Here is a 14023-nt window from a genome sequence, read left to right on the forward strand (position 1 = left end):
TTGTCTCGTGCCCGGTGGGATGGATACGCCCCATGGCCGTTGCATCGGAGTAGAGGTCGAACACGCCGTCATGCGCGCGGTGACCGAGGCGCATACCGGTCAGACGGCGTATCTTGTGGAGCCGGAAAACGGCGTCCTGGCAGTGCATTGGCGCTACGATAACGCTGTCGGTGTGCCGTATCCCGACATCCTGTACCAACCGCGCGCGTCGCGCTTTACCCGCTTTGCAGATGCGCTGGTCGATGAGGTGGACGCGATCGCCCCCGGCATGACAGGGCCCGAGCGGGTCCGCGCGATCGCATGCGCCACGGCAGAACGCTTCACCTATGGTCATCCCGAGGCACGGTTCAATGACGGTCTGGACGAGGTTCCGGCGCTGGGGTGCGGGCTGACCGAAGGGTCCTGCGTGGACATCAACACGTATTTCATAGCCTCTCTTCGCGCCGCCGGGATCGAGGTGGGCTACATCACCGGTTTCTATTTCCCGGCCGAGAAGGGTGACCATTGCGAAGATGGTCATTGCTGGGTCGTGACGCGTGCGGGTGGGGTCGTCGAGGAATGGGACATCGCCCACCATCTCAAGATGGGCACGCGCGACATCCGGCCGGGCCTGAACCCCAAGCCGGGAATCCGCGTGGCCGGGTTTCACTCCATGGGTCTCGACTTTCCCGGCGCGGGGGTGACCGACCTCAAGGCCCTGATCGAGCCGCGCCTGGTCGAAGCCTGCGGGAGCAAAGGGTTCGATGCCCGCGAAATTCGCCTGGACCACCCGGCTGTCCAGCAGGCGAACCTTGCCGACGTGTGACACGCATCATGATCATCGGCAGCGCTGGATCGGTCAAAAACACCTTGGCGCGCAAGATCGCAACGGCGCTGAAGCTTCCGGTCTTTCACATGGACCGCGAGGTGTTCTGGTTGCCGGGCTGGGTCGAACGGTCCAAGGACGATCAACTGAGGCAGGTCGAGCGGTGGTTCATTGTCTCGACTGCGTTCTTAACGCAAGCCCAGCCGTCCCAGAGTTGCCCAAGACGTTGCGCACAGCGCGGGGTTTCGGCACGGCCGGTTCGGTGTTTCACGATAGTATTCCAGTGCGATCACCGCGCAGTAGAGCGCCCAGCCTCTCGCGCGCTGCCAATAGGGCTCGGGCATGTCCGTCGCCGTCCTGAACGCATCCGCTCCTGCCCGGTCGAGCCATGTCCACGCCGGGGCAAGATCCACCGCCGGATCACCGGCAGCTGCCAGGCCCCAGTCGATCACCGCCACCAACCGGCCATCGCGCGCCAGCAGGTTATCGGCTTTCAGATCGCCGTGCAGCCAGACCGGTGGGCCCTCAAAGGTCACTGCCAATGCTTCGCGCCAGAGCGCCCGGGCCTCGACGGCGTCAATCTCGTCCGCGAGGGCCGCGATGCAATTGAGGGTCTGGTCGGCAAGTTCGCTCAGTGGCACGCCGCGCCTGTGGTTTGCCGCCCCGGCCAGAGGTGCGCCATCTGCATCGGTGGCACGCAGGGCCGCAAGAAAACCTGCCAGAGCGCGACCCGCGTCGGCCGGGTTTTCCAGTGCATCCATCTGGGCCGTGCGGCCCTTGATCCACGCCACCAAAGACCACGGATACGGAAAGTCCGCGCTTGCAGGAAACTGTCGCACTGGATTTGGCAAGGTCAGTGGCACGCGCTCGAGGCGCGGCAGGATTCGGGCCTCCTTTTCCAAAAGCCGAGCAGCCGCAAGACGCCGGGGCAGACGCATCGCCAGGCTGTCACCGACCCGGTACATCGCATTGTCCGTGCCATCCGAAACCACAGGGCAAACCGGCAAGCCAGCCAAGTCCGGCGCGTGCCGATCGAGCAACGCGTGGGCCAGGGCGACGTTGGATCGGATTTCAGCATCCTGCATGGGGCGTACCATGCCACCGGGGTGCAACAGATTTGTAGAAGGAGCGCCAAATGAGCGGAGCGGGATCGAAAAAACAGCTGTCCGAGGCCCCCAATATCCACCCCGAGGCCAGCGTCGTCGACTGCGAGCTCGGGGTTTGGACCGAGGTGGGCAAAGGCACGTCGATGCGGGCCTCTTCGATGGGGGATTGGTCTTATGTCACTCAGCACTGCCATGTCGTCTGGGCCAGTATCGGCAAGATGTGTTCGATCGCCAATGCCACCCGGATCAATCCCGGCAACCACCCGACTTGGCGCGCGGTACAGCATCACAGCGTCTACCGGGCCGAGGCATATGGGCTGGGCGAGGACGACCATGACTTCTTCGAGTGGCGCAAGGCGGATTGGGTGACCATCGGCCATGACGTCTGGATCGGCCATGGTGTGACGATCACCGCGGGAGTGACAGTGGGAACAGGTGCGGTGATCGGCGCAGGCGCGGTTGTGACAAAGGATGTCGCGCCCTATTCCGTGGTGGGGGGCGTGCCCGCGCGGGAGATCAAGCGCCGCTTTACCGAAGCGCAGGCAGAGGCGCTTCAGAACATCGCTGTCTGGGACTGGTCACGCGACAGGTACCGCGCGGCATTGCCGGATATTCGGGCGTTGGACATTGATGCCTTCATTGAAAAATACAACGCCTGAGCCCCGGATGGAACAGCCGGCGCGCATTGTTCTTGAAGTTGGCTTCTTCATTTTGGCGCTGTCTGCATTGGCCGCCTGTGTCTGGGTCGTGGTGCTCAGAAGATGGGTGCGCCCGCTCCAGATCGCCCCGGATCGTGGTTGCGCGACCGGGCGCTGCGCCTGGCGCTCGGGTCCGGATGGTCCGCGGACAATCTGCGCGTCGATCGGCGTGATCGAAAAGGCCGGTGCCCAGTTCGTGAGAACAGTCACGACGCCGGCGGCCTTGGGTGGCCATGCTTTTTGCTGAATAGTCCTGAAACGTAAGGCCGTCTTTCATGACACGGACACCCATCGAAACTGAGCGCCTGATCCTTGTTCACCCGCAAGCGCATCACCTCGCGGCGTATGTCGCCTATTGCTCCAGCCATCGGGCGCGATTTGTCGGTGGACCCTTCGATGCTGCGAAGGCGTTCGAAAAGCTGTGCGCCATGGCCGGGCACTGGAACCTGCGGGGGTTCGGTCGTCATGTCATGACGCTGCGGACCACCGGTCGGGCAATCGGCCATGTCGGTGCTTTGCAAATCGACGAAGCCGAGCCTCCTGAAATGACGTGGACACTTTGGAGCGATGACGTCGAGGGGCAGGGCTATGCGTTTGAGGCCGCACACGCCTATCTCGAAACGGCAGCTGCCGCGACGGGTGCCCGCGAAATGCTGGTCCGCATCGACCGGGAAAACCTGCGATCTCGGCGATTGGCAGCGCGTCTGGGTGCCCAACCGGACAGCGCCGCCACGTCGCCCCGCTGGATGCCAGAGGCAGTGACGTTTCGCATCCATTTGTAGGTCAGGGCCGTCGAGGCCTATCTCGACAAACGGTCGCTGTCGTCTGCCTGCAAGCAGGAAATCCAGGTTTCGATCTTTTCCTTCGGCGCACCGCAGAACTCTGCCGCATTGGTCGTGTCGAAAATATGCTTCTTGGGGTCGAACACCCGAGGCGCACGGGCTGTGTCCTCTTTGATCCAGACCGCAACCACCTGCTGCGTTTCGTCAAGTTCTGCGATATATTGGGTCATGGGACAGCCGTGCATGTTGTGTAACGCCTCGGTAACGTATGTCAGCAGGCTTCGATTCTGCAAGATTGGCGTTTGCCCCTGTGCGCTACACGACCAAACCCAGATCGCGCAACGCGTGATAGCCTTTGGGAATGTCGGCCTTGTTGCGCAGTTCGAGGACAAGATGCGGTGTGCTATGGCAGTCTGCCAGCGCCCGGAAGACGGCGGTCCACTCGATCTCGCCCTCACCTGGGGCCCAATGGCGGTCAGCGTGACCATCCACATCCTGAAGGTGAACATGGGCCAGTTGGTCGCCGGCGTCGCGTACGAAATCCTCGACCGGCGGTGCACCGGACATGCGGCGCGCAAGTTGCGCATGCCCGGTGTCTATCGACAGCGCAATCGCGTCAGATGCAAAGCTGTCGACCATGGCGCGCCGGGTTTCGGGTCGCACGTCCTGGATGTTTTCGATGACCAGAGTTTGTCCGGCTTCCTCGGCGGCTTTCACGACCGGGTCGAGTATGTCGTGAATGCGGGCCAGCTTTGTTTCGGCATAGCCCGTCCAGCTGAAGACGTTGTTCTGGTACCAGAGCGTGTAGGGCGAATGCAGAACCATCTGGCGTGCACCAATCCGGTCGGCCGCTTCAAGAGCCCTGATCAGACGGGCTGTAATCAACGGCTGCAACTCGGGATCCTTGTTGTCGATGTCCAACCCCTCGAAGGGGCCGTGAATGCCGATCCGACCACTATGCCCGTCCAGAGCAGACTTTACCGCCGCGATGCGGTCCTCGAACTCGGTGGTCAGGGCTGCATGTGACATGAAATCCTGAATTTCGATATCGCGGTCGGAGTAGAACAGCCAATCGCGATGATCCGCGATTTCCGAGGCTTTCAGGCAGGCTCCGATCTTGAGAGCAGTCATGCGGATATCTCCTTGGGGCAGGGCACTTTATTCAAGGATGTTCTGGCACGGCAAAGGCACAGCGCCATGACAGGAAACATCGAAATCGCCCCCGCACAGCCTTTGCGATCGTTCGGCGTCACCGAACGTGCCCAGTGATGGCTGTACATCCTTCAGACGGGGAAACCGACCCCGAGCCGCGTCAGGCGAGGCTCGGGGCATGTCGCGGACGCGGGTTCAGAGATCGTCCACAGGTGTGGAAAGGATGCCCGGCCAGGTGTCGTATGCCACCGCAAGAACCTCTTCGCGGTTTTCGAGATATTTCTCGAAGATTGCTTCGTTCACAAAGAGGTAGAGCTTTCCATCCACGATGTCGGCAAAGCGGACATCTCCGTCCAGCTTCTTGCCGACATAGACGCCGAAGGCACAGAACCCGCCGAACTGCGGCAGAAAGGCACCGGGATCGGCGTCGAAAAGCTGCTGCGCCGTTTCGGTGGAGAAATAGTAGTCCACGCCGTCATGTTCCGACGTGTAGGTGGCATCGCCGATGCGGGGGACTTCGCCGTCGAACATCGACACCGGGTCGACGCCGTGCAGGCCCAGCGGGTTGCCGGTGAGCGTGAGGCCATTCGAGACGTTGACCTCGTCTGCGGCAAAGGCTGCCGGAGCGCTGGCAAGCATGGCCGCGAGGACAACGGCAGAGAGAGTGAGGACGGATTTCATGGGTCTTTCCTTTCGGGGTTGGGGAGGTTGGGTGCAGTGATGTGGATCATGCCGAGCGGGCGATGCGCTCGACGGCGTCATCGGTCCACCAGACGCCGTTGGCGACCATGCGGAAGTTGATGAGGGCCGCGAGGTAACCATCGCCTTCGGGCACCTTCGCGCCGGCCGTCGCATCGCGCACCACGGCGGCCTCGTAGCCCAGTTCGAGCAATTCGTAGAGATGCGCCTGGGTACAGAGATTGGCCGACATCCCGGCAAGGATGACCTTGTCTATGCCCCGCTTGCGCAATTGCAGGTTCAGATCGTTCTGCGCCGGGCCGTAGACCTTGTGCGGCGAACAGATGACGGTCTCGCCATCCTCGATATACGGCTTGTACTGCGGCATCCAATCGGCGCCGGAGCCCTCGAAACCGTCAAGCGACAGCGGTCCGGGCCGGTCGAACATGCCGATTCCGTGCATGGTCTTTTCCAGCGTGCCCTCGAACTGCCATTTGTGGTCATGCGGGTAGTAATAGTGCGGCGAAATGAACACCGGCATGCCTGCCGCCTTGGCGGCGATGAAAAGACGCTCGATGTTGTCCACCGTGCCCTGTTCGGTGACGCTTTCGCCGACGACCCCCCAGGTGACGCCGTCTTCCGAGAGGAAGTCGATCTGCGGGTCGGTGACGACAAGCGCGGTGCGGCCCGGCACGATTTCCATATCGACCTGAGGCAGTCCGGGTTCGGCGGGATCGGCGTAGAGGGCACGCGCCTCGTCGGTGGCGGCACTTGCCGCGCCCGCCACCATGGCGGCGGTGCCGGCGGCCGCGGCGCCGGCGGCTCCTGCCATCAGGCGCCGACGTGCCATGTCGACGCGTTCCGCGTTGACATCGCAGCTGCAGCCTGTGTCGTGAATGTGATCGTGATCCATTTCTGGTCTCCTTCGCTTGGGGTGTGACAGCGCGCACCATTGCGTGCTGCCGGGGTGGTCTGGGTGCCGCAGGCATGAGATCGCCGGTTGCAGCCATGCACTGGCTGCATTCGGACGGCATCTGTCCGCGTGCCTGGGGAATGTCCCTGGCGGCTCTCGCCCGCTTTTCGGACCTGCCGGCGGAACCTCTGCTGGTATGTCTCAGGTGGCGGGGAATGCCGCGTCGTGGAGGGCGCGCACTTCGGCAAGTCTCGTGCCGAATGTCGCGTCCGGGCTTGCAAACGCGGCCCCTGGCATCATCAGGTGCAAGGACAGGAAGCCGGTCAGGAAAGCGGCGGTGACAGCGATCACGACCAGGTAGGTCATGTCGCTGAGTTCCAAGGTCCACCGCGTCGAGAAGGGCCAGAACCTTCGATCTCTATGCCGTGGGTTTCTGGCTCGGGGCGTGCTTCGGGTCGGGGTCATGTCGAGTTGTCCTTTGGTTGAAGGAGAGCACCGCCTGTTTGGCCGTTGGGCGCCATGCGTGTCGCGTGCGACCCTCTCCGTAATTCGATGAGTAGACCTTACCCTTGGGAAACCGCGCCGGTATCGGCCCGACCTGCCACAGTCTTGGCTGCATCTGCCACCGCCCGACAGCGGCGCACCCGTGGGCGCCAGACGTTCCGTTTGGCAACTTGGACAAGAGCCGAACGACGCCCTGTCAGGCATGAAAATGGCCCGTGCTTGTGTCAAGCACGGGCCATTCGGGATACCGGTCTGGGCCGCGCGCTGCGGCAGACCTCACGCGAAGTTGCTTGTCATGCCGAGATCACGCGGGTCGTTCCGGAAACGCGGATGCCCGCGCCGCGCGTCTCGTCGATTTCGGCCCGCAGCATCGAAGGTGCGCCCATGTCGACGCCCTGCACGATGTCGATCGCGCCTTCATGCGGCCATCCGATATCGCGAAGATAGCCACCAAGCGCTGCGGCGGCGGCCCCGGTGGCGGGATCTTCCAGCACACCGCCAATGGCAAAGGCGTTGCGGCTATGGAACGTCCGAGGCGTCTCGATCCAGAGGAGGTCGATCGTGGTCAGACCGTGCTGGCGCATCAGAACGGCGCCTTCGGCCAGTTCGTAGCTCATTCCGGCCAGGGTCGCCTTGTCCTTCAGGGCAAGGATCAGGTGATCGTTTCCGGCATGCGCCAGGGCGGCCGGCAAGGCCGGGTCAAGGCTATCGGGGGCAAGCCCGAACAGGTCGAGCGCGGACCGGACGAGCGCCGGGTCAGCGGCAGCGCTGCGTGTCGGCGGCGATGTCAGGGTCGCGCGCGTCTTTCCCGCCTCGCGTCGGACCTCGACGGTGATGCGGCTTGACGCAAGGTCGAGCAGGAAAATGCCGTCCCCGGCGCGCTCGGCCAGAACGCTGCCAAGCGCAATGGTGGCATGACCGCAGAAGGCGACCTCGTCCTCGGGAGAGAAATAGCGGACTTTCCACCCGTCGCCTTCGGGCGCGGCAAAGACCGTTTCCGAATAACCGACCATGGCCGCGATGCGCTGCATCTCGGATCTGGCGGGGAGTGCGTCTGCGACGACAACGCCCGCCGGGTTGCCGCCGACCTCGCCGTCCGAAAACGCCGCGAGGCGCAGAATATCGATATCTGTCTGATCCTTCATCTTCATCATCCTTTCAGTCGTGAGGTGTCGACGCAAGACACCGCTTCATACCGGGTACGAGAAGCCGGGCCAGCCGTCCGCTACGTGCAGCATTGCGTATCAGCGGGCAGGCGATTGCTGCCGGTATTGCGCAGGGGCCTGCCCGACCCAACGCTTGAAGGCCCGGCTGAAGGTGCTTTGTTCGGAGAATCCCGTGAGGAACGCGATTTCGGCGATCGAGTTGCTGCTGTCCCGCAAAAGCTCCTGGGCAAGCGACGATTGCGCTTCGGACAGGACATCGCGAAAGGTCAGCCCCTCTTGCGCCAGACGGCGATAGAGCGTGCGCTCGCTCATCCCCAGATCACGTGCAATATCGACAGCTTGCGGAACGCCATTGCAGAGCGCGGGGGTCAGGCGGCGCAGGATCGTGGCACGAAGGGAGGTGTCATCCCCGAGCGAGCCGATTTCGGTCTCGAGATGGGTGGTCAGGAAGTCAGACACCGCAGCATCGCCCAGCCGGTTCGGCTGATCGAGCATCGGGGACGCCAGTGCGATTGCATCGCGGTCTGCGCCGAAACGGACCGGACAGCCGAAATGCAGCGCATAGCGGTCGGGATCGCTGCGACATTCATGTCGAAACGAGACGTGGTCCAGGTCCAGTTCGGCTTCCACGAAGAGGCGCATGTTGCGGGCCAAACCGGCAAGCGCGCCTTCGGTGCGAAACTCGAGCACCGGGTGGCGTCCGGTGCGGGCCTCGAAGACAAGCGCGGCCAGATTTCCCGTGTCCTCCAGGCGATAGACCGCCGTGTCGGTGACCACCCGCCAGTACCGCTCCACACGCTCAAGCGAGGCGCGGAGCGTCGGAGCCGTCTTCATCGCAAGACCGAGCACGCCGATATCGTCGACGCGGATCAACTCGGCATAGGCGGCAACCAGCGCGACTTCGTCGTCATGTCGGCGACGTATCCAATCCAGAAGATCGAAATAATCGGTATCCGCAAGCCGCCCGTTGACCGGCTGTGGCAGACGGCGCACGACCTTTCCGTCGGAGACAAGCGCTCCGTCGTCCCTCAGCGTCATCCCGGCCGCCCTGGCCATGGCGCGCGCGAATGCGTCCGTCACGCTCGGCATGTCGAATGCTACGCCGAACGCACCCTTGTGGCCAGACCCAGCGCGCTTATCAAGTCCGTACGACCGCACTCAGAGGGTCTTTCCGGACAGGATTGCCATGCGTTGGTCGAAATCCCGTTCCAGGCTTTCGAGGCGGGTGCGCAGACCGGCAATGCCTTCGTCACGCTCGGTATCGGTGAGACGGATCGGGATGTGTTTCGGACAGTTCCAGTCGAACGCCGCGACGTCGATGACAATGCCGCGCTCGGCTCTCGGTTCCTCCGCCGCGTTGAGAAACGCGACGATATCCGGGTCTTCGATGATCCGGGCATGGCCCCAGAGTTTCAGACGTTCCTGCCGCGCGTAGTCGATGGCGATGATCGACACCCGGTCGTCGTGGCGCAGGTTTCCCACGCTGATATACTGCCGGTTGCCGCGGTAATCGGCATAGCCGATTGTCCGCCTGTCGATCACCCTGAGAAAGCCCGGCGCACCACCCCGGAACTGCACGTAAGGCCAGCCCGTTTCCGAGACCGTCGCCTGGTAGATGCCGTCGCGCGCGGTCAGGAACGCGGCCTCCCGGGGCCCGAGTTCGGCACCGTCGTCACGCTCTGGCGACAGGACACGTGCATAGGCATCCGCCGATCCGAAGCGTTGCTGCTCGTCGCGAACGCGGGGTGTGAAGGCGATGTCAGCATAGGCATGGGGCATGATACGGCTCCTAAAGGCCAAGCTCGGACAGGCCGGGATGATCGTCGGGCCGACGGCCGACCGGCCAGTGGAACAGGCGTTGCTGCCTTGAAATCGGCAGATCGTTGATCGACGCGATGCGCCGACGCATCAGGCCGTCGGTGTCGAATTCCCAGTTTTCGTTGCCGTAGGCGCGGAACCATGCTCCGCTGTCATTGCGATACTCGTAGGCAAAGCGCACGGCGATACGGGCGTCCTGAAACGCCCAAAGCTCCTTGACGAGCCGGTATTCCAGTTCGCGCGCCCATTTGTGGGTCAGGAAATCGACGATCCGGTCACGCCCCGAAAAGACCTCGGCGCGGTTCCGCCACTGGCTGTCGGGCGTGTAGGCAAGCGACACGCGGTCTGGGTCGCGGCTGTTCCAGCCATCTTCCGCCAGCCGCACCTTGGTGCGTGCGGTTTCATCGTCGAAAGGCGGGACCGGAGGGCGTGTCATGGCATGACCCTTTTCAAGTACGGGGGTTTGTGCCCCGGTCGCATCGGGGCAGGGGGGCGGGAGCTGCGACCGGGGCATCCGGGAGGTCAGGCAACCTTGGTGCTGACGACCGGGAAGTCGATGGGCGTGTCGAACGCCTCGTTGAGATAGTTCGTGAGCGTATTGAGCGCGACATGCGCCACGATCTCGACGATCTCCGCCTCGCTGTAGCCTGCCAGTTTCACCGCCGAAACGTCGGCATCCGAAACCTGCCCGCGATCCAGGACGAGCTTTACGGCAAAGCGTACTGCCGCATCGGCCTTGGGATCGGTGGACCCGCCGTTGCGGTTCGCGGCGATCTCGGCCTCGTCGAGCTTGGCGAGGGTCTTGCCGAGATAGGCATGGGCGGACAGGCAGTAGTCGCAGCCGTTGATCTGCGCCACCGCCAGCGCGATCCTCTCGCGGGTCTGGGGCGTCAGGCTGCCCTTGGCAAGCGCACCGTTCAGCCCGAGATAGCCCTCGAGTGCTGCGGGACTGTTTGCTGTGATGCGGAACAGGTTCGGAACGCTGCCAAGCATTTTGTTGACACCCTCAAGCAGGGGCCGGGAGGCGGCGGGGGCTGCGTCGATTGAGGCAGGAAGCGGGATGCGGGACATGATGGGGTCTCTCCATTTGGTTTGATTTCCCGAATGTAGGGACGGACCGCGCTGTCGTATTGGCACCGCCTGCCAAGCGTTTGGCTCGATCTGCCATGTCGGTCGTGATATGGAGGTTCCGAGGGCTGAAACCGTGACCACCGACACGATCATCCATGTAGCTGTTCCCGTCGCGGTCTTCGTGATGATGTTCGCGCTTGGCCTTGGTCTGACGGTCGCCGACTTCCGGTCAGCCTTGAAACGTCCGAAGGCTCTGTTTGTCGGGGTCGCGAGCCAGATCGTTCTGGTGCCGGTCGTGGGCTTCCTGTTCGTCTCGGCTCAGCAGCAGGATCCGGGCCTTTCCCTCGGCATCGTTCTCCTCGCGCTCTGCCCCGGGGCCGCGATGAGCAACCTGCTCACCCGAATTGCCGGTGGCGACGTGGCCCTGTCGGTGTCGCTGACCGCGGTGAGCAACCTTCTTTCGGCGGCGACCCTGCCGGCGCTTTCCCTGCTGGCGGCGGGTCATTTCCTTGGCGCCGAGGCGCTGCGGATCGAATTCGGCGATCTCACGCTGCGCGTCGTGGCGGTCGCTACGGTTCCCGTCCTTCTGGGCATGGCGGTCCGCCGCCTTGCTCCGCGCGTCGTCGAGCGGCAGGAGCCTGCAATTTTCCGCGTCTGTTTCGCCGTTTTCATCGCGATCATCGGCTGGTCCTTCATGGAAGTCGCCGACACGTTGCGATCCGGCCTTGTCCTGATTGGCTGGCGACTTGTGCTTCTGACGTCTCTCCTTCTCGCACTCGGTCTTTACGTGGGGCAGGTCTGCGGCCTGTCCGCGCCGCAACGAACAACCGTTGCTGTCGAGACGGGTGTGCAGAACAGCGGGCTGGGGCTTGCCGTGGGGGCGATGCTGTGGGGCGATGCGGCGGGTTTTCCGCTCTTTGCGACGCCGTCGGTCGTCTACGGCGCGCTGACTTATGCAGTGACCTTTCCGGTGGTCATCCTGCTTTCGCGAGGATGGCAGCGCGTCTGAGGGGGAAGCATCGGCCTGGTCGAGACGGCAGCAAACCGCTGTCTTGATCCTGGGCTAGTCGATCCAGTGGCGTCGTTGGAAATGATGCATCGTCTCGAAGGTACAGAATTCCACGGGGCCAAGCACGATCCTCGGCACCCGCGCGACCAATTCCGCACCTACCTTGTCCGAAAGCGCGATGATGGACCGGGCTTCGTCCGGCGAGAACCAGCGCAGGTTGTAGGCCAGCGTGATGTGGAATTCGTAAGCATCGTGATCGGGACGCACGAGGTTGGTGGCGGCCTGCAATTGGTCGCGTGTCAATCGGAGCAGGGCCTCCTCACCTTTGTCGGTACCCGACATCCGGACGCTGAACCCGCCAAAAATGCCCGTCGGCCGGGCCATCACGGTTCGTGTCAGGCCGATGTCTCGGAGCCGTTGGGCGAAGTCCTCGGTCACTGTTTCAACTGAGGCCGCATTTGGCAGATGTCCGGGCCAGCGATCAATGGTGCGGGCATAGTCTATGACGCCCTCGAAGATCGTCATGTGGAAGCTCTCGGGGGGCAAGTAGGTGAACCCGTCTGCCAACGGCCCGGCCTTGAGCTGATCCTGTGCGTCCTTCAGCGCGGCAAAGGGTTTGGATCGTGGATCGACATGACAGATCGTCGTGTTGCCACGGCAGGTCAGCGGCCGCCCGTCCGGTGTGAACTTGAGACCCACCGCGCTGGGCGCGACGCCGCCTGTCATCGTGCCGGTCAGGTAGTCAAATGCGCGCTCAGGGTTGGTCATGGAACTGGGTCCTCGGTTTCAGAATGAATAGTGCAAGCCCTCCGGTCGCGAACAATCCTGCAAGGGCAAAGCTGACCCCGGTGGCCATCAGGCCGTTTGTCTCGGCAGTGATCCCGAAAAGGAACGCGCCAAGGGCCGGACCGACCCGGAAGATGATGGTGTACAGGCTCAGGATTCGGCCCAGCCTGTCCTGCGGTGCTTCGAGCTGCACATAGGCCAATGCCGCGATGTTGGACGAGGACATGGTCGCGCCGTGAAGGAGCAGCACCGTCAGGGCCAGCCAGAAGTTCTGCGTGACAGCAAAGACCAGCAGCGACAGCGCGAAGACACCCGATGTGGTCAGGATCTGCACCAAGGCGCCACGCCCGTCCTGTGCTTTGGACATCAGAAGCGCCCCGAGGATCGCGCCGATCCCAAGGGCGGCGTTCAGAAGACCAAGGCCAACCTCGCCACGTCCGAAGGCAACCTCGGCATAGGCGGGGAACAATTCGCTGGCCGGGCGGATCAGCAATCCCTGCGCCAGTTGCAGCATCAGTACGCCGAGGATCAGCGGCGTATGCAGGAGATCGCGGATGACGCCCGCCATGTTTACCGGCTGGGTCGAGACAATCCGATCGGTCTGAGCCGGTACGTTGCGGATGCGGTAGAGGGCGATCGACAACGCCAGGAACCCCACCGCCGACACGGTGAAGACCAGCCCGGCCGATCCCAGGACCAGCAGCCCCGCCGCCAAGGCCGGGCCAAGAAAGCGCGACAGGTTGAACCCGGTCGAATTCACGGCCAGCGCCGAGGCCAGCAGTTTCGGCGGTGCCAGATGCCGGGCCATCGACAGGCGTGCGGGCAGGAGCACGCCCGAAACTGCGCCCAGCACCGCCATCATGCCCGCCATCGTCCAAGGCGTCAGGCTGCCTGTGAAGTACAGCAGCGCCAAGGCGACAGACACCGCGGCGCTCGCGATCTGGCCCCAATACATGATCTTGGGTGCTGCATGCCGGTCGGCCAGCGAACCGCCCCACAATGCGGTCAAGAGCGACGGGAACAGCTCGGCAAAGGCCACCGTGCCCAGCCACGCCTCCGACCCGGTCAGTTCCCACGTGACCCAGCCCACCGCGATGCGCTGCATCCAGAAGCCGGTGGTCATGATCAGGTTGCCCGCCTGGTAGGTGGCGAAGGCGGGGATCGCGAAAACGGCGTTGAAATCGGCGATGCGCGCACGGACGGCTTCGAGCGGATGGGCGCGCATCAGATCCTCATTGGGCGAATGTCACGAATATCGGCTGGTGATCCGACCCCTGCGCGGTGTCGCCGATCTCCATCGACTGAACCCTGTGTGCCAAATCCGTCGTGACGAAACAATGGTCTATGCGGCGCGGGCCGCGCCCGTCGCGCGGGATCGTGTCACCTTCGGCTTCGGCGTGACCGGCCAGTGTCCAGGCGTCGGCAAGTCCATGCGCGCGGATCGTGCGGCCGTGCATCTGCGACAGGTCGCCGACGACGCGGGTGTATTCCGGGCTGCCGGGTTCGAAATTCATGTCGCCCATGACAATCGCGGT

General features: G+C 63.4%; 19 protein-coding genes. 5 read left to right on the forward strand and 14 right to left on the reverse strand.

Translation table 11 applies throughout. The features are described from left to right. Positions 1 to 19 precede the first annotated feature (19 nt). The gene (locus tag LCF60_RS16175; RefSeq protein ID WP_292293155.1) at positions 20 to 805 is read left to right on the forward strand and encodes a transglutaminase-like domain-containing protein; all 786 of its coding nucleotides are present in this window, start codon (positions 20 to 22) and stop codon (positions 803 to 805) included. A 188-nt stretch (positions 806 to 993) separates the two neighbouring features. Here LCF60_RS16175 and LCF60_RS16180 read toward each other — a convergent pair whose 3' ends face one another. Then, a complete protein-coding gene (locus LCF60_RS16180; protein ID WP_292293156.1) occupies positions 994 to 1890 on the reverse strand; it encodes an aminoglycoside phosphotransferase family protein in 897 nt (298 codons plus the stop codon). Between the two features lie 50 nt (positions 1891 to 1940). Between LCF60_RS16180 and LCF60_RS16185 the strand changes: the two genes are divergently transcribed. From LCF60_RS16185 to LCF60_RS16195, 3 genes are read left to right on the forward strand one after another with little or no spacing between them, the layout of a single operon-like run. Further along, positions 1941 to 2570, forward strand: a complete 630-nt coding sequence (locus LCF60_RS16185) for a DapH/DapD/GlmU-related protein (protein ID WP_292293157.1) — start codon at positions 1941 to 1943, stop codon at positions 2568 to 2570. 7 nt (positions 2571 to 2577) lie between these two features. After that, on the forward strand, positions 2578 to 2856 hold the full coding sequence (locus LCF60_RS16190) for a hypothetical protein (RefSeq protein WP_292293158.1): 279 nt from the start codon (positions 2578 to 2580) through the stop codon (positions 2854 to 2856). 28 nt (positions 2857 to 2884) lie between these two features. Continuing rightward, entirely contained in the window at positions 2885 to 3391 is a 507-nt protein-coding gene (locus LCF60_RS16195) for a GNAT family N-acetyltransferase (protein WP_292293159.1), read from the forward strand. Positions 3392 to 3408: 17 nt separating this feature from the next. Here LCF60_RS16195 and LCF60_RS16200 read toward each other — a convergent pair whose 3' ends face one another. The 10 genes from LCF60_RS16200 to LCF60_RS16245 form a co-directional block, all read right to left on the reverse strand. Then, entirely contained in the window at positions 3409 to 3621 is a 213-nt protein-coding gene (locus tag LCF60_RS16200) for a hypothetical protein (protein ID WP_292293161.1), read from the reverse strand. A gap of 85 nt (positions 3622 to 3706) precedes the next feature. Then, positions 3707 to 4522 (reverse strand): sugar phosphate isomerase/epimerase family protein, encoded by an 816-nt coding sequence (locus LCF60_RS16205; protein ID WP_292293162.1) that lies wholly within the window; start codon positions 4520 to 4522, stop codon positions 3707 to 3709. Positions 4523 to 4738: 216 nt separating this feature from the next. Further along, positions 4739 to 5224: a YHS domain-containing (seleno)protein gene (locus LCF60_RS16210; RefSeq protein ID WP_292293163.1), complete on the reverse strand. Its 486-nt coding sequence runs from the start codon at positions 5222 to 5224 to the stop codon at positions 4739 to 4741. 46 nt (positions 5225 to 5270) lie between these two features. Then, positions 5271 to 6134 (reverse strand): cysteine hydrolase, encoded by an 864-nt coding sequence (locus LCF60_RS16215; RefSeq protein ID WP_292293164.1) that lies wholly within the window; start codon positions 6132 to 6134, stop codon positions 5271 to 5273. Positions 6135 to 6335: 201 nt separating this feature from the next. Beyond that, on the reverse strand, positions 6336 to 6500 hold the full coding sequence (locus LCF60_RS16220) for a hypothetical protein (RefSeq protein WP_292293165.1): 165 nt from the start codon (positions 6498 to 6500) through the stop codon (positions 6336 to 6338). 431 nt (positions 6501 to 6931) lie between these two features. Next, entirely contained in the window at positions 6932 to 7783 is an 852-nt protein-coding gene (locus tag LCF60_RS16225) for a PhzF family phenazine biosynthesis protein (RefSeq protein WP_292293167.1), read from the reverse strand. A 99-nt stretch (positions 7784 to 7882) separates the two neighbouring features. Beyond that, positions 7883 to 8893 (reverse strand): AraC family transcriptional regulator, encoded by a 1011-nt coding sequence (locus LCF60_RS16230; protein ID WP_292293168.1) that lies wholly within the window; start codon positions 8891 to 8893, stop codon positions 7883 to 7885. 69 nt (positions 8894 to 8962) lie between these two features. Next, the gene (locus LCF60_RS16235) at positions 8963 to 9583 is read right to left on the reverse strand and encodes a pyridoxamine 5'-phosphate oxidase family protein (protein ID WP_292293169.1); all 621 of its coding nucleotides are present in this window, start codon (positions 9581 to 9583) and stop codon (positions 8963 to 8965) included. 10 nt (positions 9584 to 9593) lie between these two features. Continuing rightward, positions 9594 to 10058 (reverse strand): nuclear transport factor 2 family protein, encoded by a 465-nt coding sequence (locus LCF60_RS16240; protein ID WP_292293170.1) that lies wholly within the window; start codon positions 10056 to 10058, stop codon positions 9594 to 9596. 86 nt (positions 10059 to 10144) lie between these two features. Then, complete coding sequence (locus LCF60_RS16245; protein ID WP_292293171.1) at positions 10145 to 10615, reverse strand: carboxymuconolactone decarboxylase family protein; 471 nt, start codon at positions 10613 to 10615, stop codon at positions 10145 to 10147. A gap of 211 nt (positions 10616 to 10826) precedes the next feature. Here LCF60_RS16245 and LCF60_RS16250 point away from each other — a divergent pair, with 211 nt between their 5' ends. Continuing rightward, a complete protein-coding gene (locus tag LCF60_RS16250; protein WP_292293172.1) occupies positions 10827 to 11702 on the forward strand; it encodes a bile acid:sodium symporter in 876 nt (291 codons plus the stop codon). A gap of 54 nt (positions 11703 to 11756) precedes the next feature. On the opposite strand, the gene LCF60_RS16255 is transcribed toward LCF60_RS16250, so the two are convergent. From LCF60_RS16255 to LCF60_RS16265, 3 genes are all read right to left on the reverse strand, one after another. Beyond that, positions 11757 to 12470, reverse strand: coding sequence for a DUF1868 domain-containing protein (locus tag LCF60_RS16255; protein WP_292293174.1), 714 nt, complete (start codon positions 12468 to 12470; stop codon positions 11757 to 11759). After that, complete coding sequence (locus tag LCF60_RS16260; RefSeq protein ID WP_292293176.1) at positions 12457 to 13713, reverse strand: MFS transporter; 1257 nt, start codon at positions 13711 to 13713, stop codon at positions 12457 to 12459. The genes LCF60_RS16255 and LCF60_RS16260 overlap by 14 nt, the downstream gene beginning before the upstream one ends. A gap of 7 nt (positions 13714 to 13720) precedes the next feature. Then, on the reverse strand, positions 13721 to 14023 hold a 303-nt coding region (locus LCF60_RS16265; protein WP_292293177.1), incomplete at its 5' end, for an endonuclease/exonuclease/phosphatase family protein.

It is taken from the genome of Marivita sp. (assembly GCF_020055635.1).
Lineage (GTDB): Bacteria > Pseudomonadota > Alphaproteobacteria > Rhodobacterales > Rhodobacteraceae > Marivita.

Bases quoted from the DNA above. Each gene is read 5' to 3' on its own strand.
- LCF60_RS16225 (WP_292293167.1), bottom strand. From the start codon at position 7,783: ATGAAGGATCAGACAGATATCGATATTCTGCGCCTCGCGGCGTTTTCG.
- LCF60_RS16180 (WP_292293156.1), bottom strand. From the start codon at position 1,890: ATGCAGGATGCTGAAATCCGATCCAACGTCGCCCTGGCCCACGCGTTG.
- LCF60_RS16215 (WP_292293164.1), bottom strand. From the start codon at position 6,134: ATGGATCACGATCACATTCACGACACAGGCTGCAGCTGCGATGTCAAC.
- LCF60_RS16210 (WP_292293163.1), bottom strand. From the start codon at position 5,224: ATGAAATCCGTCCTCACTCTCTCTGCCGTTGTCCTCGCGGCCATGCTT.
- LCF60_RS16230 (WP_292293168.1), bottom strand. From the start codon at position 8,893: ATGCCGAGCGTGACGGACGCATTCGCGCGCGCCATGGCCAGGGCGGCC.
- LCF60_RS16205 (WP_292293162.1), bottom strand. From the start codon at position 4,522: ATGACTGCTCTCAAGATCGGAGCCTGCCTGAAAGCCTCGGAAATCGCG.
- LCF60_RS16235 (WP_292293169.1), bottom strand. From the start codon at position 9,583: ATGCCCCATGCCTATGCTGACATCGCCTTCACACCCCGCGTTCGCGAC.
- LCF60_RS16195 (WP_292293159.1), top strand. From the start codon at position 2,885: ATGACACGGACACCCATCGAAACTGAGCGCCTGATCCTTGTTCACCCG.
- LCF60_RS16175 (WP_292293155.1), top strand. From the start codon at position 20: ATGGATACGCCCCATGGCCGTTGCATCGGAGTAGAGGTCGAACACGCC.
- LCF60_RS16245 (WP_292293171.1), bottom strand. From the start codon at position 10,615: ATGCTTGGCAGCGTTCCGAACCTGTTCCGCATCACAGCAAACAGTCCC.
- LCF60_RS16255 (WP_292293174.1), bottom strand. From the start codon at position 12,470: ATGACCAACCCTGAGCGCGCATTTGACTACCTGACCGGCACGATGACA.
- LCF60_RS16240 (WP_292293170.1), bottom strand. From the start codon at position 10,058: ATGACACGCCCTCCGGTCCCGCCTTTCGACGATGAAACCGCACGCACC.
- LCF60_RS16200 (WP_292293161.1), bottom strand. From the start codon at position 3,621: ATGACCCAATATATCGCAGAACTTGACGAAACGCAGCAGGTGGTTGCG.
- LCF60_RS16190 (WP_292293158.1), top strand. From the start codon at position 2,578: ATGGAACAGCCGGCGCGCATTGTTCTTGAAGTTGGCTTCTTCATTTTG.
- LCF60_RS16185 (WP_292293157.1), top strand. From the start codon at position 1,941: ATGAGCGGAGCGGGATCGAAAAAACAGCTGTCCGAGGCCCCCAATATC.
- LCF60_RS16260 (WP_292293176.1), bottom strand. From the start codon at position 13,713: ATGCGCGCCCATCCGCTCGAAGCCGTCCGTGCGCGCATCGCCGATTTC.
- LCF60_RS16220 (WP_292293165.1), bottom strand. From the start codon at position 6,500: ATGACCTACCTGGTCGTGATCGCTGTCACCGCCGCTTTCCTGACCGGC.